Below are 21915 nucleotides of genomic sequence, written 5' to 3'. Positions count from 1 at the left end.
AATTGCATTATTTTAGCTTCGAAATATCAAGCGCTTGCCAATGAGGGAAGTGCTTGCGAACTAATGCATTAAACTCAATCTCAAATTCACTAAACTGACTTGAGGACGTTGCTGTTGCGGCTTGAAGCGTTTCCACCATACCTGCACCTATGGTTAGGTTAGATAGGCGATCAATTAAGATAAACGAGCCGGTTTCACGATTATTTAAATACTCATCCGCAACGACATTTTCTGTCAGCTCGATGGTTACGATAGCAATTTCATTTAATGACAATGAATCGGCTTGGCCGTGCTCAAGTGTATTCACATCGATAGTGTGCTCGATATTTTTCACGATTGCCGCGGTTTTCTTGCTACCCAATTTAAGGTTATAACTTTTACCCAATTGTAGTGGTGTTTCGTGCATCCATACCAGCTTAGCAGTGATCTGATTCGTCACCTGAGCAGTCGACTCTGCAGGCACAATCACATCACCACGACTCACATCGACTTCGTCTGCTAATGTGATAGTGAATGCTTGTCCAGTTTCCACTTGAGTTAGATTACCATCAAAAGTCACGAGTTCTTTAATGGTTGAAGTCTTACCTGATGGCAATACTTTAACCGCTTGGCCAACGCTTAAGCTACCAGAGGTTAATGTGCCTTGGAAACCACGAAAGTCTAGATTAGGACGCACAACATATTGCACCGGGAAGCGCGCTTCAAAACCATGATTAGGCTCTGCCGCAGGAGAGTCTTCCAGCAGTTCCAGCAATGGTTTGTCTTGATAATAAGGCGTTTTTTCTGAGCGATTTACAACATTGTCGCCTTTAAGTGCTGACATTGGCACAAAGCGAATATCTCGTACGTTCAGTTGTTCAGCAAATTTCAAATAGTCGGCCTTTATGCGCTCAAATACGGCCTCATCAAAATCAACAATATCCATCTTGTTTATCGCGACAACGAACTGTTTGATACCCAGTGAATCACAGATAAAGCTATGGCGTTTAGTCTGAACTTGCACACCATAACGGGCATCGACAAGGATAATCGCCAAATCACTGGTCGAAGCACCCGTAACCATATTACGTGTGTATTGCTCGTGTCCCGGCGTATCAGCAATAATAAATTTACGCTTCGCTGTCGAGAAATAGCGGTAAGCCACATCAATGGTAATACCTTGCTCACGCTCCGCTTGTAAGCCATCAACGAGTAACGCTAAATCTAGATCTTCACCCGCATTGCCGACTTTTTCATTGTCTTTGTGTAGTGCAGCTAATTGGTCTTCATAGATTTGATGGCTATCGTGCAGGAGACGGCCGATCAGCGTTGATTTACCGTCATCTACGCTGCCGCAGGTCATCATACGCAACAAGCTCTTGTCTTGCTGACGCGCTAAGTAGGTTTCAATGCCTAATTCTTTCACTTCATTTGCTGTTGACATTAGAAATACCCCTCGCGCTTTTTCTTCTCCATTGATCCTGATGAATCATGATCAATCACTCGTCCTTCACGTTCTGACGACGTAGATAACAACATTTCTTCGATAATTCCAGTGAGCGTATCGGCTTCTGATTCAACAGCCCCCGTTAGTGGGTAACAGCCAAGCGTTCTGAAGCGTACTGATTTCATTTCTGGCACTTCACCTTCAGCAAGTGGCATGCGGTCGTCATCGACCATAATTAACGTCCCGTTACGCTCGACAACCGGTCTTGGCTTCGAGAGGTAAAGTGGCACTATCTCAATACCTTCTTGGTAGATATATTGCCAAATATCGAGCTCTGTCCAGTTTGATAATGGGAAAACACGAATGCTTTCGCCAGGGTTCACTTGACCGTTATACGTATTCCATAACTCCGGACGTTGGTTTTTAGGATCCCAGCGGTGGTGTTTATCTCTAAATGAGTAAACTCTTTCTTTTGCGCGAGATTTTTCTTCATCACGGCGCGCACCACCAAAAGCCGCATCAAAACCATATTGATCTAGCGCTTGCTTAAGGCCTTGTGTTTTCATGATATCGGTATGCTTAGATGAACCATGAACAAATGGACTTATGTTCATCTCTAGCCCTTCTGGGTTTTTGTGCACAAGCAGTTCAAATCCATACTCTTTTGCTAATCTATCGCGAAACTCGATCATTTCTCTAAATTTCCAATTGGTATCAACGTGGAGTAGAGGAAAAGGGATCTTCGCAGGGTAGAAAGCCTTACGAGCAAGATGAAGCAGTACCGACGAGTCTTTACCAATCGAGTACAGCATTACCGGGTTTTCAAACTCTGCGGCAACCTCTCGGATGATCTTTATGCTCTCAGCTTCGAGTTGCTGGAGATGGGTTAAAGCCATGATTAATGTCCTACTTATAAATTTAACTATCTGTTACGGTTATTACGCGACTTGCGTAATGGGTTGAGCAAAGCTACTGATTTGATTGTTCTTATTAAACCAAGCTAATTGCTCATGTAATGCTGCTACTTCACCAATAATCAATAGTGCTGGCGACTGAATATCATGCGCAGTAATAGTCTGTGCAAGTTGATCTAATTGTGTTCTTACTACACGCTGAGATTTACGCGTGCCATTCTCAACAATTGCTACAGGTGTATTCGGCGAGCGGCCATGAGCGAGTAATTGCGCCTGAATGTGCGGCGATTTAATCACTCCCATGTATACAGCAAGCGTTTGATTCGCCTTAGCTAAGCCTTCCCAGTCGAGTTCTTGTCCATCTTGCTTGCAATGCCCAGTCACAAATTGAATAGCTTGAGCATGATCTCTATGAGTTAATGGAATACCAGCGTATGCGCTACATCCTGCTGCAGCAGTAATGCCCGGAACAATTTGATATTTAACGTTATTTTCTGCCAACACCTGCACTTCTTCGCCACCGCGACCGTAAATAAATGGGTCGCCGCCTTTTATCCTACAAACCTTTTTACCTTGTTTGGCTAAATCAACCAAAATCTCGTTGGTGTGTTCTTGTTTAACACTATGATTACCGGCTTTTTTGCCCACGCAGATTAAATCAGCGTCACGACGTACAAGATCCATGATTTCGTCAGATACCAGATAATCATACACTACCACATCGGCTTGTTGCATTAGTTGTAATGCCTTAAGCGTCAGTAGCTCAGGGTCGCCAGGACCCGCACCGACGACATAAACCTCGCCTTCAGGGGAGGGAGTGCTTTCTAGCATGGCTTCAAGTTGAATTTGTGCATTTTCATTGTTACCAGCTTGTACTTCACTTACCACATTTGAATCAAAGACAGATTCCCAAAACTGACGGCGGTCAGCAAAGTGTTTAAAGCGCGCTTTCACTTTATGTCTGAATTGACCGACAAGCGTTGCCAGCGGACCTATATGCTGTGGAATAAGGGTTTCTAACTTCTCTCGTAATCGTCTTGCAAGGACGGGCGCAGTTCCAGCACTGGATATGGCAATCGTTATAGGGTTTCTATCCACGATTGACGGAAAAATAAAATTACACTTTGGTTGGTCGTCGACTACGTTAACGAAAAGGTTTCGCGCTTCAGCAAGCTCTGCCACCTCTGCATTTACGGCTTCAATATCCGTTGCCGCAACGACTAACATGGCATTATCTAGGTCTGATGCATCAAATGGCTTATGTCGAAGTGCAACGCTTGCATCCGCTGCTAGTGATAAAAGCTCAGTGCAAAACTCAGGTGAAACCAAAGTGACTGCTGCATTGGCTTTCAAAAAGGCGCGACACTTCCTCAGCGCAACCTCACCACCACCTACAATCAATACAGGTTTATTTTCTAGTTTGGTAAAAATTGGCAAGTATTGCACGATAACCTCTGCTAAACATCACGACGGTTGATATCAATATTGATTGATATCAGTAATAGAGCGCAGCATATAGAGTTGCAAATGTGGGAAAAAATAATTTAAACCGACTCCATATAACCAAAAGTTATAAAGAAAGTGGTTAAATGTAATTTTCTTTTTGTTTCATTAGGTTAACTTAAGTTTTTGCTGTGATTTGACGATTATAGTGTTTGGTTATGAGATATTCATTTAATGAACAATAGTAAAAACCGCGTCCGACAGCTAATTGTATGCGGACATTTGTCCTATTGTTGGTCCTGCTGTATGCATTTAACTAGGGTCTGTTGACCTTTGCTGTTTGATTTTTGTTCTTCTGAGTGGGTTTTGGTCGCGGCGCTCAATTTGCCGCCTAGTAATCTAGGCAAAAGTTGAGCAACAATGAACAAAGCGCACTCAGGTGAACCCAAAGGGCAGCGCTTGATTGGCATTTCTTCTGTGTTGCCCCACAAGGATGTGGGGTAAGGTGACTTTGCAGGAGCACAAAGTCTTTATCGCCTAACTCACATAGAGCAACTATGCTACGCAGGCTCTGCCTTGTATAAATACCAATCAAGTTGCTGCAAAAACAAACTTGAAAGATGAACAGGCCCTAGGCTTATTACATAGAATGAAAAGGAACACGGTAATGACTTTACAATCTGATGCTCGGTTGTCGCTGAGTTTAATGGATTTAACCTCTTTGAAAGAGGACGATACGCCGGCAAGTATTCTCGCATTATTGAATAGCATTAACCCTGATATCGGACTACCAGCGGCGATTTGTGTGTATCCGCAGTTTGTGATGTTAGTAAAAGAAGAGTTGGAAAAGCGTGAGTGGCCGCAGATAAAAGTGGCAACGGTGACCAACTTCCCATCTGGAGAACAAAAGCTCCAGCAGGTCGTTGCACAAACTCATTCAGCAATCGCAGATGGTGCCGACGAAATTGATCTTGTGCTTCCTTATCAGCAGCTGATGGCGGGTGACCCAGATACACCTTGGCAATATGTGCATTCAAGCAAGCTTGCTTGTCAAGGTAAAGCAAAGCTCAAGGTCATCATCGAAAGTGGCGTATTGGCTAAACCAAAGCTCATTGCGGAAGCCGCGCAGCTTGCCATTATGGCGGGCGCGGACTTTGTTAAAACAAGTACAGGAAAGGTTGCTGTCAATGCTACACCTGAAGCGGCTGAAGTTATCCTTAAGACAATCAAAAGCAGCGGTAAATCGGTTGGATTTAAAGCGGCCGGTGGAGTAAAGTCAGTAGTTGAAGCACAGCGATATTTACGATTGGCTGAAGAAATTATGGGGGCCGAGTGGCTCAATGCCAAGAATTTTAGATTCGGTGCTTCAAGCTTATTGAGTGATGTAGCAGTGGTTGTGAATGGACAGAGCGAGTGAAGCAGAAAAAATAAAACTTGAGCATGACGCTGCTAAACTGTTTTTACGCAGTTATGAAAAGCAGTTTGCAGTGCATATGCGCCATATTTGGCACAATGAGCCCAATAAGCCGGACGTCAGTTGCTATCAAGGAAAAATACAGCTTGATATAGAAATAGCCCATTTTTATGCAAGTGAGAAAGAAGCGATGGCTGTGCTTGGGCGTCAGTTGTCTCTCTCCACGCAAAGAGAGCTGGCAGCAATGAGTCAAGCCGCTGACTCCGAACAACTGAGTATCGGCTTACAGCGGCTGCTCAATCAAAAAGCCAAAAAATACTATGATTCACAACGTGTTTGGTTGTTAATTCGAAATGCTAGCCCCATCTATCATCTTGACGATTTTAAGCGCTTAAAAGCCACTTGGGAGATCCCTGATTGTCATCCATTTGAGCAAGTTTGGGTGCTTTGTGATTTTTATCACGGAGATTTATTGCGTCTTTTCTGAAGACGTCGTAAAACCAAGTTTAGATTAAATGTTACTTTGCATATCTTTTACACTTGTTTTCGTTTGCTTCGTCAGTATAATGGGCATCCACTTTGCAGGGGCGTAGTTCCAATTGGTAGAACAGCGGTCTCCAAAACCGATGGTTGCGGGTTCGAGTCCTGCCGCCCCTGCCAATTCAGCAACAAGTCCACATTTAAAATAACGTGACCCAAAACCACTTAAGTCGCTTATTTGTAAATTTGGATTGAATGGATTTACCCTGTTCTATGCAGGGTTGTTGTGTCTGTATTTAAGGTAAAATTGATTATGAGCACTAATGTTGAAAACTCGTCAAGCTCGATGGACACGGTAAAGTGGCTAGCTGCTATTGCACTTCTAACTGGTGCTGTAGTTGGTAATTATCTATATGCCGATTTATCTGTTTTAGTACGCGCTGTTGGCGTAGTTGCAGCTATTGCTGCGGCTTTGGGCATTTTGGTAACGACTGAAAAAGGCCGTACCTTTATCGCTTTTGCTAAAGAATCACGTATTGAAGTACGTAAAGTTATCTGGCCAACGCGTCAGGAAGCGACTCACACTACTTTCATCGTGATCATTGCAACGGTGATTATGGCATTAATCCTATGGGGATTAGATGGTATACTTTTCCGTGCAGTAGGCTTTTTAACTGGATTGGAGATCTGATCCCATGTCGGATGAGAACAAAGAAAAGAAATTACGTTGGTACGTGATCCAAGCGTTTTCGGGTTTTGAAAAACGCGTAGCACAAACCATTATCGAGCATATTAAAATCGAAGGGTTAGAAGACCTATTCGGTGAGATCCTTGTGCCGACTGAAGAAGTGGTTGAAATGCGTGCAGGTCAGAAACGTAAATCTGAGCGTAAATTCTTCCCTGGCTATGTATTAGTTCAAATGGTAATGGACGATGCTTCTTGGCACTTGGTGAATAGTACACCGCGTGTAATGGGCTTTGTTGGTGGTACGTCAGACCGTCCTGCACCAATCAGTCAAAAAGAAGCGGATCGTATTCTTAACCGTCTACAAGAAAATGCTGAAGCACCGAAACCTGCTACTTTATTTGAGCCGGGTGAAGTGGTTCGTGTTACAGATGGTCCATTTGCTGACTTCAACGGTGTGGTTGAAGAAGTGGATTACGAAAAGAGTCGCCTGAAAGTTTCGGTACTTATTTTCGGTCGTTCAACACCTGTAGACCTAGAATTTGGTCAGGTTGAGAAAGACAAATAAATTCTAACTTGAAAAAGTTGTCAAAGGCCGCTGATTAATCTATAATCAGCGGCCTTTTTGTTGTACGCAAAAATATGCGGCAAAAAGACTGAATTTTTTAACTGGGAAGCCGTTTGAGTACGCGTCCTCGCGCGCACGAGGCAAAGACCCACAATTGAGGTATTATCATGGCTAAGAAAGTTGAAGCTCTAATCAAGCTACAAGTTGCTGCTGGTATGGCTAACCCTAGTCCTCCAGTAGGTCCTGCACTAGGTCAACACGGTGTAAACATCATGGAATTCTGTAAAGCGTTCAACGCACGTACAGAGTCTATCGAAAAAGGCGCACCTGTTCCTGTTGTTATTTCTGTTTACAGTGACCGTTCTTTCACTTTTGAAATGAAGACTCCACCTGCGGCATACCTTCTTAAGAAGGCTGCTGGTATCAAGTCTGGTTCTGGTCGTCCTAACACTGAAAAAGTTGGTACAGTTACTCGTGCTCAACTTGAAGAGATCGTTGAGACGAAACGTCCAGATCTTACTGCTGCTGATATGGACGCAGCTGTACGCACGATTGCAGGTTCTGCACGTGCAATGGGCTTGAACGTAGAGGAGTAATTGAGAATGGCTAAATTAACTAAGCGTATGCGTACTATCCGCGAGAAAGTGGATGCGACTAAAGAGTACGAAATCAACGAAGCTGTTGCTCTTCTAAAAGAACTTGCTACTGCTAAGTTCGTTGAAAGTGTTGACGTTGCTGTAAACCTAGGTATCGATGCTCGTAAATCTGACCAAAACGTACGTGGTGCAACTGTACTACCTCACGGTACTGGTCGTGATGTACGCGTAGCGGTATTCACTCAAGGTGCAAATGCTGAAGCTGCTAAAGAAGCTGGTGCTGATTTAGTAGGTATGGAAGACCTTGCAGAGCAAGTTAAGAAAGGCGAAATGAACTTTGACGTTGTTGTTGCTTCTCCAGATGCAATGCGCGTTGTTGGTCAGCTAGGTCAAATCCTAGGTCCACGTGGTCTTATGCCTAACCCTAAGACAGGTACTGTAACGCCTAACGTTGCAGAAGCTGTTAAGAACGCTAAAGCTGGTCAGGTTCGTTACCGTAACGATAAGAACGGTATCATCCACACTACTATCGGTAAAGTAGACTTTGACGCTAACCAACTTCAAGAAAACCTTGAAGCGCTAATCATCGCGCTTAAGAAGGCTAAGCCTTCTACTGCAAAAGGTACTTTCGTGAAGAAAGTAAGCATCTCTACTACGATGGGTGCTGGTGTTGCTTTAGACCAAGCTACTCTAAATACTCAAGTAGTATAATTTAGAGTTTAGCGTTTACATGGCGTAAAAATTAGACTATAATTTTGCGCCATTTTGTAGAGAAGTGTACTTCTTTACAAAGCAAAGAATTCGGGTTGAAGCGCATAATTTCGAAAATTGTTTCCATCATGGTCTACAATGAATCGATAAATTGCGCTTCCGTCCAAGACCGTAGGTGGCTTCGGCCTTAATCGTCCTACGTAGACGGTGTGAATCCCAGCTAGATTTTCCTAATCTTCTGGCTCTCGCCGTAAAAAGCATCTCTGCTAAAGTTTTTAGCAGGGTAGAGTAGAACTGAAAAACATGTTTGTTTTTCTATAAACCAGGAGTAACACCCATGGCTTTAAATCTTCAAGACAAAAAAGCAATTGTTGCTGAAGTCAACGAAGCTGCCAAAGGTGCTCTTTCAGCAGTTGTTGCTGATTCTCGTGGTGTAACAGTAGGTGCAATCACTGCTCTTCGTAAAGAAGCTCGTGAAGCTGGTGTATGGATGAAAGTTGTTCGTAACACCCTAGCTAGACGTGCGGTTGAAGGCACTGATTACGAATGCCTAAATGAATCACTAGTTGGTCCAAGCCTAATCGCTTTCTCTTCAGAGCACCCTGGTGCTGCTGCGCGTATCTTTGCAGATTTCGCGAAAAAGAACGAAGCATTTGAGCTTAAAACTGCTGCATTCGAAGGCAAAATCGTTGACGTAGATATGCTTGCTAAGCTACCTACTTACGACGAAGCTGTTGCACGCTTAATGAGCGCTATGAAAGAAGCGTCTGCTGGCAAATTGTGTAAAACAATTGAAGCGGTACGTGTACAGAAAGCTGAGCAAGCTGCTTAATTTAAGCAACGCTCCTTTCTTTAATAAATTTTTTGAACCGCATGGGTTCGTAAATAATTAGGAAATTTGAAATGTCTGTAACTAAAGACCAAATCCTTGACGCTATTGCTGAAATGTCAGTAATGGAAGTTGTTGAACTAGTTGAAGCTATGGAAGAGAAGTTCGGTGTAACTGCAGCTGCTGCTGTTGTTGCTGCTGGTCCTGCTGAAGCTGCTGAAGAAAAGACTGAGTTCGACGTAATCCTAGCTGCTGCTGGCGGTAACAAAGTTGCTGCAATCAAAGCGGTACGTGGCGCAACAGGTCTAGGCCTTAAAGAAGCTAAAGCGCTAGTTGAGTCTGCTCCTGCACCTATCAAAGAAGGTGTATCTAAGGAAGAAGCTGAAGCGCTTAAGAAAGATCTTGAAGAAGCTGGTGCTGAAGTTGAGATCAAGTAATCTAGCTCCCGCTAGGTTCGCTGCCTGAGAAATCAGGCAAGGGCTGGTGATTATTTAATCACCGGCCCTTTTGCGCTATAGAGATATGCATTTCTATCGTGCATAAATCTTCGAATTTCACTGTAATTTTCAATAACTTAGAAGTTTTTGTTGAAAATCGCAATGGCATTTGAAGTAACACTGATTTGATGACATTAACGATTTGAATATAGCCTGAATTGTGCTCATATAAGCCGTTAGTTAAGCAAGTTAGTGTGACAATTTAGATGTTGTTATCATGGCTTAGATGCCAGTGAAGTCTGTTCAATTTTGGACAGGTTGGGTCAAAGATCAGCAAGCTGAGGAACCCCATGGCTTACTCTTATTCTGAAAAGAAACGTATCCGTAAGGATTTTGGTAAACGTCCACAGGTTTTGGACATACCTTTCCTACTGCAAATGCAGTTGGAATCGTTCGATAAGTTCATTGCGCCTGATGCCGATGGTGATACTGGATTGGAAGCTGCTTTCCGTTCTGTATTCCCTATCAAGAGCTACTCGGGCAATTCTGAACTTCAATACGTCAGTTATCGTATTGGCGAGCCAGTATTTGACGTTAAAGAATGTCAAATTCGCGGTGTGACATATTCTGCTCCACTTCGCGTTAAACTACGTCTTGTGCTAATGGACAAAGATGCACCTGGCACAGTCAAAGACATAAAAGAGCAAGAAGTTTACATGGGCGAAATCCCGCTCATGACAGACACCGGTACTTTTGTAATCAATGGTACTGAGCGTGTTATCGTTTCTCAGCTACACCGTTCACCTGGTGTATTCTTTGATAACGACCGTGGTAAATCACACTCATCTGGTAAAGTGTTATATAACGCACGTGTGATCCCTTACCGTGGTTCATGGCTTGACTTTGAATTCGACGTTAAAGATAACCTTTACGTTCGTATTGACCGTCGCCGTAAACTACCAGCATCTATCATCTTACGTGCGCTAGAGTTCACTTCAGACGAAATCTTGGCACTATTTTTTGAAACGACAAGTTTCGAAGTAAAAGATGGCAAAGTGTTGATGGAACTTGTGCCTTCACGCCTACGTGGTGAAACCGCTGCATTTGATATTAAAGATGCAAACGGTGACGTATTGGTTGAAAAAGGCCGTCGTATTACTGCACGCCACATTAAGAGCATCGAAAAGCAAGGCATCGACACTCTTGAAGTACCGCATGAGTACATCATCGGTCGTGTTGTTGCTAAAAACTATATCGACGAATCAACAGGCGAAGTGATTGCAGAAGCGAACTCTGAACTATCACTAGAGCTTATGGCTGAATTGGTGAAAGCGGGTCACTCAAAGATCGATACGCTTTACATCAACGAAGTAGACAGCGGTGCGTACATGTCAGAGACATTACGTGTTGATTCTACTAACAATCGCCTAGAAGCATTGGTAGAAATCTATCGCATGATGCGCCCTGGTGAGCCACCAACAAAAGAAGCTGCAGAAGCGTTATTTGATAACCTATTCTTCTCTGAAGAGCGCTACGACCTTTCAACTGTTGGTCGTATGAAGTTCAATAGCCGTGTTGGTTATGATTCAGACGAAGGTGACGGTACGCTATCTAAAGAAGATATCGTGAGCGTGATGAAGGTATTGATCGACATCCGTAACGGTAAAGGCGATGTTGATGACATCGACCACTTAGGTAACCGTCGTATCCGTTCTGTAGGTGAAATGGCTGAAAACCAATTCCGTGTAGGTCTTGTACGTGTTGAGCGTGCGGTACGTGAGCGTCTAAGTCTTGGTGACCTAGATAACGTTATGCCACAGGATTTGATCAACGCTAAGCCAATCTCTGCAGCAGTAAAAGAATTCTTTGGTTCTTCACAGCTTTCACAGTTTATGGACCAGAACAACCCGCTTTCAGAAGTAACGCACAAGCGTCGTATTTCTGCATTAGGTCCGGGTGGTCTAACTCGTGAGCGTGCTGGCTTCGAAGTACGTGACGTACACGTAACGCACTACGGTCGTGTTTGTCCTATCGAAACGCCTGAAGGTCCAAACATCGGTCTAATCAACTCGCTATCTACTTACGCGCGTACAAACGACTATGGTTTCTTAGAGACTCCATACCGCAAAGTAGTAGACGGTATCGTTACTGACGATGTTGATTACCTATCAGCAATTGAAGAAGGTCAGTTCGTTATCGCACAGGCGAATACAACGCTAACCGATGACAACCAATTTGCTGAAGAATTGATTCCATGTCGTTTTAAAGGTGAATCAACCTTTATGCCAAGCGACAGCATCCAGTATATGGACGTATCTCCACAGCAGGTAATCTCTGTGGCTGCAGCGCTTATCCCATTCCTAGAACACGATGACGCGAACCGCGCATTGATGGGATCGAACATGCAACGTCAAGCTGTACCTACACTACGTGCTGATAAGCCGCTAGTTGGTACTGGTATTGAGCGTACACTAGCGAAAGACTCTGGTGTAACAATCGTTGCTAAGCGTGGCGGTATCGTTAAGTATGCTGATGCAAGCCGTATTGTTGTTAACGTTAATGAAGATGAGCGCATCCAAGGTGAAGCGGGCATCGACATCTATAACTTAACTAAGTACACACGTTCAAACCAAAACACTTGTATCAACCAGAAACCAACTTGTATGGTTGGTGAGCCGGTGGTACGTGGTGACGTGCTTGCTGATGGTCCTTCAACAGACCTAGGTGACTTAGCACTTGGTCAGAACCTACGTGTAGCATTCATGCCTTGGAATGGTTACAACTTCGAGGATTCAATCCTACTTTCAGAGAATGTTGTAAAAGAAGATCGTCTAACGACTATCCACATTCAAGAGCTTCAGTGTATTGCTCGTGATACTAAGCTTGGTCCAGAAGAAATCACTGCGGATATTCCAAACGTAGGTGAATCTGCACTAGGTAAGCTTGACGAATCAGGCGTTGTATATATCGGTGCTGAAGTGAAAGGCGGCGACATCCTTGTAGGTAAAGTAACGCCTAAAGGTGAAACGCAGCTAACACCTGAAGAAAAGCTACTACGCGCTATCTTCGGTGAAAAAGCGTCTGACGTTAAAGACAGCTCACTACGTGTACCAAACTCTGTATCTGGTACGGTTATCGACGTACAAGTGTTTACGCGTGACGGTGTTGAAAAAGACAAACGTGCACTAGAAGTTGAAGATATGCAGCTTCGCGAAGCGAAGAAAGACTTCAACGAAGAGTTCAGAATCCTTGAAGGCGGTATCCTGACTCACGCTCGTAACCTACTGATTAAATCAGGTATGAGTGAAGAGCAGCTTGCTGGCTTTAACACTGAGAAGCTACTAACGCAAAGTCTTGCTGATGAAGAGCACCAAGCAGAGCTTGAGCAACTAGCTGCACAGTATGACGAGCTTAAAGCTGACTACGATAAGCGTTTCGAGAACAAGCGTCGTAAGATCACTCAAGGTGATGACCTAGCGCCTGGCGTACTTAAGATTGTTAAAGTATACCTAGCTGTTAAACGTCGTATCCAACCTGGTGATAAGATGGCGGGTCGTCACGGTAACAAGGGTGTAATCTCAACTATCGTTCCTGTTGAAGACATGCCTTACGATGATAAAGGTCGTACTGTAGATATCGTACTTAACCCGCTGGGTGTACCATCTCGTATGAACATCGGTCAGATCCTAGAAACTCACATGGGTCTAGCTGCTCGTGGTATCGGCGAACGTCTTGAAGAAATGATGAAAGAGCAACGCGAAATTCACGAGCTACGCGAATTCATCAAGAAAGCTTACGAAATCGGTGACTGCCGTCAGAAAGTAGATATTGCTAACTTCTCTGATGATGAAATCCGTCGCTTGGCAGATAACCTTAAAGGTGGTCTTCCAATCGCAACACCAGCATTTGATGGTGCACGTGAAGCTGAAATCAAAGACATGCTAGAGCTTGGTGGTTATCCAAGAAGTGGTCAGGTAACGTTATATGATGGTCGTACTGGTGATGCATTTGAGCGTCAAGTAACAGTAGGCTACATGTACATGCTGAAACTGAACCACCTTGTTGATGACAAGATGCACGCGCGTTCAACAGGTTCTTACAGCCTAGTTACTCAGCAGCCGCTGGGTGGTAAGGCACAGTTCGGTGGTCAGCGTTTCGGTGAGATGGAGGTATGGGCACTAGAAGCATACGGTGCTGCCTACACACTACAAGAAATGTTGACAGTGAAGTCGGATGACGTTAACGGTCGTACTAAGATGTATAAGAACATCGTAGACGGTAACCACAAGATGGAACCGGGTATGCCTGAGTCGTTCAACGTACTGTTGAAAGAAATCCGCTCGCTAGGTATCAACATCGAGTTGGAAGAAATTTAATCCGACCGCCGCAGTGCGCTGCGGCGTTGCATAACTGCAACCGGACTGAAAAGAATGTAGGGGTGAGCGTGGCTTGCCCTCAAGATTAACCTCCGACAGGAGAGCTAAGGTGAAAGACTTACTTAAGTTTCTGAAGCAACAAAATAAGACCGAAGAATTCGATGCAATTCGTATTGGTCTTGCTTCGCCAGACATGGTGCGTTCATGGTCTTACGGTGAAGTAAAGAAACCTGAGACAATCAACTACCGTACTTTCAAGCCTGAGCGTGATGGCTTATTCTGTGCCCGTATCTTCGGCCCAGTAAAAGATTACGAGTGTTTGTGTGGTAAATACAAGCGCTTGAAGCACCGTGGTGTTATCTGTGAAAAGTGTGGCGTTGAAGTAACGCTAACAAAAGTACGTCGTGACCGTATGGGTCACATCGAGCTGGCTAGCCCAGTTGCGCATATTTGGTTCTTGAAATCACTTCCGTCACGTATCGGCCTAATGCTAGATATGACGCTTCGTGATATCGAGCGCGTACTTTATTTTGAATCATTCGTGGTAACTGAGCCAGGTATGACTACGCTTGAGCGCGGTCAACTACTAGGTGAAGAAGAATACCTAGATGCACTTGAAGAGCACGGTGATGAGTTTGAAGCGAAGATGGGTGCAGAAGCTGTACTTGATCTACTTCGTGACCTAGACCTTGGTCAGTTAATCGCTGAAATGCGTGAAGAGTTGCCAACAATCAACTCTGAAACTAAGCGTAAGAAAATCACTAAGCGTCTTAAACTAATGGAAGCGTTCCACCAATCAGGTAACAACCCTGAGTGGATGGTAATGAGCGTGCTACCGGTTCTTCCACCAGATCTACGTCCTCTAGTACCACTAGACGGCGGTCGTTTTGCGACTTCAGATCTGAACGACCTTTACCGTCGTGTGATCAACCGTAACAACCGTTTGAAGCGTCTTCTAGACCTAGCTGCACCAGACATCATCGTACGTAACGAAAAGCGTATGCTTCAAGAAGCGGTTGATGCGCTACTTGATAATGGTCGTCGTGGCCGTGCAATTACAGGTTCTAACAAGCGTCCACTGAAGTCGCTTGCTGACATGATCAAAGGTAAGCAAGGTCGTTTCCGTCAAAACCTTCTAGGTAAGCGTGTTGACTACTCAGGCCGTTCTGTTATCACCGTTGGTCCTACACTGAAACTACATCAGTGTGGTCTACCTAAGAAGATGGCACTTGAGCTATTCAAGCCATTTATCTACGGTAAACTAGAGCGCCGTGGTATGGCGACAACCATCAAAGCTGCGAAGAAGATGGTTGAGCGTGAAGTACCAGAGGTTTGGGACGTACTAGACGAAGTTATCCGTGAGCACCCGGTTTTACTTAACCGTGCGCCAACACTTCACCGTCTAGGTATCCAAGCATTCGAACCTGTACTTATCGAAGGTAAAGCGATCCACCTGCACCCGCTAGTGTGTGCGGCGTATAACGCTGACTTCGATGGTGACCAAATGGCTGTTCACGTACCACTGACGCTTGAAGCGCAGTTGGAAGCGCGTGCATTGATGATGTCTACCAACAACATCCTAGCACCAGCTAACGGTGAACCAATCATCGTTCCTTCACAGGACGTTGTACTAGGTCTTTACTACATGACTCGCGATCGCATCAACGGTAAAGGTGAAGGTTTAGTATTTAAAGATGCTAAAGAAGCTGAAAAAGCATACCGTGTAGGTGCTGCTGAGCTTCACGCTCGTGTTAAAGTGCGTATCACAGAAGTGACTATCGACGAAGAAACACGTGAGCGCGGCACGTTAACTCACCTAGTAGATACGACAGTAGGTCGTGCAATCCTTTCATTGAATATCCCTGAAGGCTTGCCGTTTGAACTGATCAACAAACCACTAGGTAAGAAACAAATTTCTGGTCTTCTTAACGAGTGTTACCGTCGTCTAGGTCTTAAAGATACAGTTATCTTTGCTGACCAAGTGATGTATACCGGTTTCCACTACGCGATGAAGTCAGGTGTTTCTATCGGTATCAATGACATGGTAATCCCACCAACTAAAGGTGAGATCATCGATCGTGCGGAAGCTGAAGTTGCAGAAATCAACCAACAGTTCCAATCAGGTCTTGTAACTGCCGGTGAGAAATACAACAAAGTTATCGATATCTGGTCACGTGTAAACGAAAACCTTTCTCGCGAGATGATGGCTAACCTTTCAAAAGAAACGGTTATCAACGCTGAAGGCAACGAAGAAGAGCAACCGTCATTTAACTCAGTGTTTATGATGGCAGACTCAGGCGCTCGTGGTAGTGCTGCTCAGATCCGTCAGCTAGCGGGTATGCGTGGTCTAATGGCACGTCCAGATGGTTCAATCATCGAAACGCCGATTACAGCGAACTTCCGTGAAGGTCTAAACGTACTACAGTACTTTATCTCGACGCACGGTGCGCGTAAGGGTCTAGCGGATACGGCACTTAAGACAGCGAACTCGGGTTACCTAACTCGTCGTCTAGTAGACGTAGCACAAGATTTGGTTATCAATGAATCAGACTGTGGTACCGAAGAAGGTCTAGTAATGAAGCCGCTAATTGAAGGTGGTGACGTTGTAGAGCCGCTTCGTGAGCGCGTACTAGGTCGTGTTGTTGCTGAAGACGTGGTTAAGCCTGGTACAACAGAAGTACTGGTTGAACGTAACGTAATGATTGACGAAAAACTGTGTGACCTTCTAGAAGAGCACTCAGTAGACGAAGTTAAAGTACGTTCTGTAATCACCTGTCAAAACGACTTTGGTGTGTGTGCACACTGTTATGGTCGTGACTTGGCGCGTGGCCACATCATCAACCCTGGTGAAGCAGTTGGTGTAATCGCGGCACAGTCAATCGGTGAGCCGGGTACACAGCTTACGATGCGTACGTTCCACATCGGTGGTGCGGCATCACGAGCTTCTGCAGAGAACAGTGTTCAAGTTAAGAACAATGGTAATCTGAAACTTCACAATGCGAAGTTTGTAATCAATGCTGATGGCAAAATCGTTATCACGTCTCGTTCAACTGAGATCACGATAATCGATGAGCACGGTCGTGAGAAAGAGCGTTATAAAGTTCCTTACGGTGCAGTATTAACTGTACAAGATGGTGCTGACGTTAAAGGTAACGATATCGTTGCTACTTGGGACCCGCATAGTCACCCAATCATCATTGAACATGAGTCAAAAGTATCGTTCAGCGATATTGATGATTCAAACACTGAAGCACAGACTGATGAATTAACTGGTCTAACACGTGTGGTTGTTAAGGATCTTGCGAAAGTAAACGCGAAAGAGCCTAAACTAATCATTGAGAACGAAGAACGTGGTCTTCAAGAGATCCGTCTACCTTCATTCACAACGATTGAAATCACAGATGGTGCAACAGTACTACCTGGTTCGGTACTGGCTCGTATTCCACAAGAAGGTTCAAAGACTCGTGACATCACGGGTGGTCTACCTCGAGTTGCTGACCTATTCGAAGCGCGTAAGCCAAAAGATCCTGCAATTCTTGCAGAAATCACAGGTACCGTTAGCTTCGGTAAAGAGACTAAAGGTAAGAAACGTCTTGTGATCACACCGGAAGAGGGTGATGCATACGAAGAGATGATCCCGAAATGGCGTCAGCTTAACGTGTTCGAAGGTGAGCAAGTGGCTAAAGGTGAAGTAATCGCCGATGGTCCAGAGTCTCCGCACGACATCCTACGTCTACGTGGTGTTACTGATGTATCTAACTACATCACTAACGAAGTACAAGAAGTATACCGCCTACAGGGCGTAAAGATTAACGATAAGCACATTGAGACTATCGTTCGTCAGATGCTTCGTAAGTGTATCATCCTTGACGGTGGTGACAGTGAGTTCCTAGTAGGCGAGCAAGCTGAAGTTGCACGTGTAAACATCGCTAACCGTGAACTAGAAATGCAAGGTAAGATCCCAGCTAAGTTTGAAATCCAACTAATGGGTATTACTAAAGCGTCACTTGCGACTGAATCGTTTATTTCTGCGGCATCGTTCCAGGAAACAACACGTGTTCTAACCGAAGCTGCGGTTAACGGTAAGAGCGATGAGCTACGTGGTCTGAAAGAAAACGTAATCGTGGGTCGTTTGATCCCTGCGGGTACAGGTTTCGCATACCATGAAGAGCGCATCAACCGTCGTAAGCAAGGTGAAGCAGCTGTTGAAGAGCAAACAGTAAGTGCTGAAGAGGCAACTCAAGCGCTAACAGATGCACTAAACGCTGATTTACTAGGTGGCAACGAGTAATCCTCGCCATTTAGCTAATTAATTGAAAAACCGCTGTGTGAATGCAGCGGTTTTTTTATGCCTTTTCAACTCGCTGGTCGAATTGCCATCAAAGCGTCACATCAATATGTATACTGCAACAAAGGTTTTTCAATGCAATCGTCAACTTTTGTTAACTTTCAATAGCTTCGCAGACAAAACCATCCGAATTGCATGCATTTACTTAGCGCTGATGACGACTTTTGGTTGACAGGTTAAACTTTGGTCATTAAAATTCGGCCACCCATTTTAGTCGTTCAAGAAAATTGGATTTGGCCTAAATGGTAAGATTTTATTTTTCAGTAGTAATTTATTAATTCAGGAGCTATTTAATGGCAACTATTAACCAGCTAGTGCGTAAGCCACGTCGTAGCAAGGTTACAAAGAGCAACTCAGCTGCTCTTAAAGCTTGTCCACAAAAGCGTGGTGTATGTACTCGCGTATATACAACAACACCTAAGAAACCAAACTCTGCATTACGTAAAGTAGCGCGTGTACGTTTAACTAACGGTTTCGAAGTAACTTCATACATTGGTGGTGAAGGTCACAACCTACAAGAGCACAGTGTAATCCTAATCCGTGGTGGTCGTGTTAAAGACTTACCAGGTGTGCGTTTCCACACTGTTCGTGGTGCACTTGACTGTGCAGGCGTAAACGACCGTAGACAGGCTCGTTCTAAGTACGGTGCAAAACGTCCTAAGGGCTAATGGTTCTCCGTTAGTAAGGCCAAGCACTTAAGTTTTAAATTTTTATATATTGTTTTGGGAATCCGTGTTTAGCACGGACCTGAAGATACCGGAGAAAGAAAATGCCTAGAAGACGCGTAATAGGTCAACGTAAAATTCTTCCAGATCCGAAGTTCGGATCAGAGCTTCTTGCTAAATTCGTTAACGTAGTAATGCTTGACGGCAAGAAATCTACTGCTGAAAAAATCGTATATGGTGCGCTAGACGTGGCTGCTGAAAAATCAGGCAAGTCGCACCTAGAAATCTTTGAATCTGCACTTGATAACGTTCGCCCACAGGTAGAGGTTAAATCTCGCCGTGTTGGTGGTTCAACGTACCAAGTACCAGTTGAAGTACGTCCAGTGCGTCGTAACGCACTAGGTATGCGTTGGTTGGTTGAAGCTGCACGTAAGCGTGGCGAAAAATCAATGGGTCTTCGTCTTGCTCAAGAGATGATCGACGCTGCTGAAAACAAAGGCACTGCGGTTAAGAAACGTGAAGACGTTCACCGTATGGCTGAAGCGAACAAAGCATTCGCTCACTACCGTTGGTAATCTGCTAACACCCTTTAAGAGGATATTATGGCACGGACAACTCCGATTGAGCGCTACCGTAACATTGGTATATGTGCTCACGTAGATGCGGGTAAAACAACTACGACCGAGCGCGTACTTTTCTATACTGGTCTTTCTCATAAGATTGGTGAGGTACACGACGGTGCCGCAACTATGGACTGGATGGAGCAGGAGCAAGAGCGTGGTATCACGATCACTTCTGCTGCAACGACGTGTTTCTGGAAAGGGATGGATGCTCAGTTTGATGAGCATCGTGTAAACATCATCGATACTCCAGGACACGTAGATTTTACTATCGAAGTAGAGCGTTCATTGCGCGTACTTGATGGTGCTGTTGTTGTGTTATGTGCTTCATCAGGTGTGCAACCGCAAACTGAGACCGTTTGGCGTCAGGCAAACAAATACGAAGTACCACGTATGATTTTCGTCAATAAGATGGATCGTACGGGGGCTAATTTCTTGTCTGTTGTTGAACAAGTTAAAAAACGTCTCGGTGCTACACCTGTGCCTATTCAGCTACCAATTGGTGCTGAAGATGAATTTAAAGGTGTTATTGACCTTATCAAGATGAAAGCGATTAACTGGAATGAAGAAGACCAGGGAATGACTTTCAACTATGAAGAGGTCCCTGCAGATCTTCTTGAGCTTGCTGAAGAATGGCGTTCTCATCTAATTGAGAGCGCTGCAGAAGCTTCTGAAGAGCTAATGGAAAAATATCTTGAAGATGGTGAGTTGAGCGAAGAAGAGATTAAATCAGCCCTTCGTCAACGCACATTGGCCAATGAAATTGTGCCAATGACGACAGGTAGTGCATTCAAGAACAAAGGTGTTCAGGCTGTGCTTGACGCTGTGATTGAATTCATGCCTTCGCCTACTGAAGTAAAAGCTATCCAAGGTGTCTTAGAAGACGAATCCGAAGATACGCGTGAAGCTGACGATAATGCACCGTTTGCGGCGCTTGCATTTAAGATCGCAACCGATCCATTCGTTGGCACACTTACTTTCTTCCGAGTTTACTCTGGTAAAGTTAGCCAAGGTGATTCGGTACTAAATCCTGTTAAAGGTAAAAAAGAGCGTTTTGGACGTATTGTTCAAATGCACTCAAACTCGCGTGAAGAGATTAAAGAAGTTCATGCGGGTGACATCGCGGCTGCTATCGGCCTAAAAGATGTAACTACTGGTGATACACTTTGTGCTCAAGAAGCGCCAATTACGTTAGAGCGTATGGAGTTTCCTGAGCCTGTAATCTCGGTCGCAGTAGAACCTAAAACAGTAGCTGACCAAGAAAAAATGGGCGTTGCGCTTGGTAAACTTGCAGCAGAAGATCCTTCATTCCGTGTAGAAACGGACGAAGAATCGGGTCAGACGATTATCTCTGGTATGGGTGAACTTCACTTAGATATCATTGTCGATCGGATGAAGCGTGAGTTTAACGTTGTGTGTAACGTTGGTAAGCCTCAGGTTGCATACCGCGAAACTATCCGAGCTTCTGTTGAAGCTGAAGGTAAGTTTGTGCGCCAATCTGGTGGTCGTGGTCAATATGGTCACGTTTGGTTGAAGCTAGAACCAATGGATGTCTCTGATGATGATGCGCCAATATACGAATTCGTTAACGAAATCGTAGGTGGTACAGTACCAAAAGAGTATATCCCAGCGGTTGATAAAGGTATTCAAGAGCAGATGAAGCAAGGTGTTCTTGCCGGTTATCCGCTATTGGGTGTTAAAGCTACTCTGTTTGATGGCTCGTTCCACGATGTTGACTCAAACGAGATGGCGTTTAAGATCGCAGGTTCGATGGGCTTTAGAAAGGGCGCGCTTGAAGCAAGTCCAGTTCTACTTGAGCCTGTCATGAAAGTAGAAGTAATCACCCCTGAAGAAAACATGGGTGATGTAGTAGGCGACTTAAACCGTCGTCGTGGCATAATTGAAGGCATGGAAGAAGCATTTGGTGGCTCGAAGCAAATTAATGCTCAGGTACCGCTTTCTGAAATGTTTGGTTATGCAACAGACTTACGCTCCGCTACACAAGGGCGCGCATCATACTCTATGGAATTCCTAAAGTATGCTGAAGCGGCTAAAAACGTAGCTGATGCAATAATTGCAGCTCGCGCTGTTAAGTAATTTTAGTTCGGTCCGGTCTTAGGGCTGGACTTTAATTTCTTTATAGGAAATTTGAAAATGGCAAAAGAAAAGTTTGAACGCGTAAAACCGCACGTAAACGTAGGTACAATCGGCCACGTTGACCACGGTAAAACAACTCTAACTGCAGCAATCACTAACGTACTTGCAAAAGTATACGGTGGTGAAGCAAAAGACTTCGCATCAATCGATAACGCTCCAGAAGAGCGTGAGCGTGGTATCACAATCTCAACTTCACACGTTGAGTATGACACACCAACTCGTCACTATGCACACGTAGACTGTCCA

At 44.5% G+C, this 21915-nt stretch carries 17 protein-coding genes and 1 tRNA gene; 15 read left to right on the top strand and 3 right to left on the bottom strand.

What is annotated here, in order from left to right; genetic code table 11:
• Window positions 1-7: 7 nt before the first annotated feature.
• The 3 genes from cysN to cysG are packed head-to-tail and all read right to left on the bottom strand — an operon-like array spanning window position 8 to window position 3786.
• Window positions 8-1423: a sulfate adenylyltransferase subunit CysN gene (cysN, locus tag DS891_RS21270; RefSeq protein ID WP_174170877.1), complete on the bottom strand. Its 1416-nt coding sequence runs from the start codon at window positions 1421-1423 to the stop codon at window positions 8-10.
• Entirely contained in the window at window positions 1423-2322 is a 900-nt protein-coding gene (gene cysD, locus DS891_RS21265; RefSeq protein ID WP_010376235.1) for a sulfate adenylyltransferase subunit CysD, read from the bottom strand. The genes cysN and cysD overlap by 1 nt, the downstream gene beginning before the upstream one ends.
• A 42-nt stretch (window positions 2323-2364) precedes the next feature.
• Window positions 2365-3786 (bottom strand): siroheme synthase CysG, encoded by a 1422-nt coding sequence (cysG, locus tag DS891_RS21260; RefSeq protein WP_174170876.1) that lies wholly within the window; start codon window positions 3784-3786, stop codon window positions 2365-2367.
• A gap of 664 nt (window positions 3787-4450) precedes the next feature.
• Here cysG and deoC point away from each other — a divergent pair.
• From deoC to DS891_RS21185, 15 genes are all read left to right on the top strand, one after another.
• A complete protein-coding gene (gene deoC / locus DS891_RS21255) occupies window positions 4451-5200 on the top strand; it encodes a deoxyribose-phosphate aldolase (protein WP_102055951.1) in 750 nt (249 codons plus the stop codon).
• On the top strand, window positions 5184-5684 hold the full coding sequence (locus DS891_RS21250) for a hypothetical protein (protein ID WP_174170875.1): 501 nt from the start codon (window positions 5184-5186) through the stop codon (window positions 5682-5684). The genes deoC and DS891_RS21250 overlap by 17 nt, the downstream gene beginning before the upstream one ends.
• 96 nt (window positions 5685-5780) lie before the next feature.
• A tRNA-Trp gene (locus tag DS891_RS21245) sits at window positions 5781-5857 on the top strand.
• Between the two features lie 133 nt (window positions 5858-5990).
• A complete protein-coding gene (gene secE / locus DS891_RS21240; RefSeq protein ID WP_010376231.1) occupies window positions 5991-6368 on the top strand; it encodes a preprotein translocase subunit SecE in 378 nt (125 codons plus the stop codon).
• 4 nt (window positions 6369-6372) lie between these two features.
• On the top strand, window positions 6373-6930 hold the full coding sequence (nusG, locus tag DS891_RS21235; RefSeq protein WP_010376230.1) for a transcription termination/antitermination protein NusG: 558 nt from the start codon (window positions 6373-6375) through the stop codon (window positions 6928-6930).
• Window positions 6931-7097: 167 nt separating this feature from the next.
• Complete coding sequence (gene rplK, locus DS891_RS21230; protein WP_010376229.1) at window positions 7098-7526, top strand: 50S ribosomal protein L11; 429 nt, start codon at window positions 7098-7100, stop codon at window positions 7524-7526.
• 6 nt (window positions 7527-7532) lie between these two features.
• The gene (gene rplA, locus DS891_RS21225) at window positions 7533-8237 is read left to right on the top strand and encodes a 50S ribosomal protein L1 (RefSeq protein WP_010376228.1); all 705 of its coding nucleotides are present in this window, start codon (window positions 7533-7535) and stop codon (window positions 8235-8237) included.
• A 337-nt stretch (window positions 8238-8574) separates the two neighbouring features.
• On the top strand, window positions 8575-9069 hold the full coding sequence (gene rplJ / locus DS891_RS21220; RefSeq protein WP_010376227.1) for a 50S ribosomal protein L10: 495 nt from the start codon (window positions 8575-8577) through the stop codon (window positions 9067-9069).
• A 71-nt stretch (window positions 9070-9140) separates the two neighbouring features.
• Window positions 9141-9503 (top strand): 50S ribosomal protein L7/L12, encoded by a 363-nt coding sequence (gene rplL / locus DS891_RS21215; protein WP_070982798.1) that lies wholly within the window; start codon window positions 9141-9143, stop codon window positions 9501-9503.
• Window positions 9504-9853: 350 nt separating this feature from the next.
• A complete protein-coding gene (gene rpoB, locus DS891_RS21210) occupies window positions 9854-13879 on the top strand; it encodes a DNA-directed RNA polymerase subunit beta (RefSeq protein ID WP_102055954.1) in 4026 nt (1341 codons plus the stop codon).
• A gap of 109 nt (window positions 13880-13988) precedes the next feature.
• A complete protein-coding gene (gene rpoC, locus DS891_RS21205; RefSeq protein WP_010607820.1) occupies window positions 13989-18170 on the top strand; it encodes a DNA-directed RNA polymerase subunit beta' in 4182 nt (1393 codons plus the stop codon).
• Between the two features lie 350 nt (window positions 18171-18520).
• A complete protein-coding gene (rpsL, locus tag DS891_RS21200; RefSeq protein WP_010367657.1) occupies window positions 18521-18895 on the top strand; it encodes a 30S ribosomal protein S12 in 375 nt (124 codons plus the stop codon).
• 101 nt (window positions 18896-18996) lie between these two features.
• Window positions 18997-19467 (top strand): 30S ribosomal protein S7, encoded by a 471-nt coding sequence (gene rpsG, locus DS891_RS21195; RefSeq protein ID WP_010376219.1) that lies wholly within the window; start codon window positions 18997-18999, stop codon window positions 19465-19467.
• A 27-nt stretch (window positions 19468-19494) separates the two neighbouring features.
• The gene (gene fusA / locus DS891_RS21190; RefSeq protein WP_102055956.1) at window positions 19495-21609 is read left to right on the top strand and encodes an elongation factor G; all 2115 of its coding nucleotides are present in this window, start codon (window positions 19495-19497) and stop codon (window positions 21607-21609) included.
• Between the two features lie 57 nt (window positions 21610-21666).
• A partial coding sequence (locus DS891_RS21185; protein WP_254606005.1) for a GTP-binding protein occupies window positions 21667-21915 on the top strand: 249 nt, incomplete at its 3' end.

The organism is Pseudoalteromonas sp. JC28, assembly GCF_013319255.1.
Classification (GTDB): domain Bacteria; phylum Pseudomonadota; class Gammaproteobacteria; order Enterobacterales; family Alteromonadaceae; genus Pseudoalteromonas.
This window is presented reverse-complemented; position numbering and strand designations above follow the sequence as displayed.